Genomic DNA, 1,346 nt, shown 5'->3' on the forward strand with positions numbered 1-1,346 from the left:
TGACCCGTCCTGCCCTAGGTTGACACCTAAGAAGGACCCAGAGCCGGCCCGTTGATGCCGGCAATAGACGCCCGATGAACCTCATCGGGCGTTTTCAATTCTAGGGACAGGTGTGGTCTCTCCTGGTTGTAGATCTGCACGGACTGGCGAACCATCCGGGCCGCATGGGCCAGGTCGGCTGGGCGGTGCAACAGGAACTCCGTCTTCAGGATCCCGTTGACCCGCTCGGCCAGCGCGTTCTGATAGCAGTCGTAGCCATCGGTCATCGAGCAGGCAATGTCGTGGCGCCTGTGGATCTCCTGATAGTCGTTCGAGCAGTACTGGATGCCTCGGTCGGAGTGATGCACCAGCGCTTGGCGCGTTTGCCTCCCCTTGAGCGCCATCGTCAGCGCGCGGCTGACCTGTGCGGTGTGCAAGCTGTCGTGCACGTGATGGCCCACGATCTTGCGCGACCAGGCATCCGTCACCAGGCTGAGGTAAACGAACCCCCGATCGGTGGGCAGGTACGTGATGTCGGCCACCCACACCTGCTCGCTGCCTGTGGGGCGCACTCGATTCGGCCCGTCCTTGAGCAGGTTCGGATGGCGCCGGAAGCGGTGATGGCTGTCGGTGGTCTTGTGGTACGCCCGCCTGGGCTGAACCAGCATGCGGGCTTCGCGCAGGACGTCCAGCAGCGCATCGCGCCCCAGGCTCGCGTGGGCCTGCTGCAGCGGTTCCCTGAGCAGATGGTGCAGCTTTCTGGCTCCCAGCCGAGGCTGGCGCAGGCGCACATCACGCACGAGTTCGACCACCGTCTCGGCACGGGCACAGCGCTGCTGTTGATGGCGTAGCTGCTGGTAATACGCTTGGCGGCTGATGCCCCAATAGCGGCAAGCCCTCGATACGCTCAGCCCCGGGAGGAGCTTTTGCGCGAGGACTTGCCCGAAGGCTTTTTTACGACACGCACCCCGTAGTCCTTCTTCAGGACATCGAGCACGGCCTCGAACAATTGAGCTTTCTCGTTCGCCTCGCGAAGCTGGACTTCGAGGGCCTTGATCTTCTGCTCGGGGGTCAGCAGCGAAGGCGCTGAAGTGGATTTTTTCGACACTGGCATGGGCAACCGCGATGATGCCCCAGGCTCCCAGCGCTGGCGACCGTGCTTGCGCAGCCACACCAGCACCGTCGAGCGGCCCTGGATACCGTAGCGCTCTTGGGCCTGCCTGTAGCTCAATTCGCCTTTTTCTACCTGATCGACCACCGACAGCTTAAAAGCCAGCGTGTAGTCGCGCTGTGTGCGTTTGACGCCTGATTCCATTGACTCGCCTTTTCTCGAAGGAAAAGGTGTCAACCCTGGGCAGGACGGGTCA

Annotated in this window: 1 protein-coding gene; it reads right to left on the bottom strand. The window is 62.5% G+C overall.

All coding sequences use genetic code 11. The annotated features are described in order from the left end of the window. Window positions 1-26: 26 nt before the first annotated feature. A protein-coding gene (locus AC27VN_RS41570) for an IS3 family transposase (RefSeq protein WP_490880524.1) occupies window positions 27-1,294 on the bottom strand; the annotation gives its coding sequence in 2 pieces (ribosomal slippage) (window positions 27-935 and window positions 938-1,294; 1,266 coding nt in all). Window positions 1,295-1,346 lie beyond the last annotated feature (52 nt).

This window comes from Variovorax sp. 20P10.2.4 (assembly GCF_058244205.1).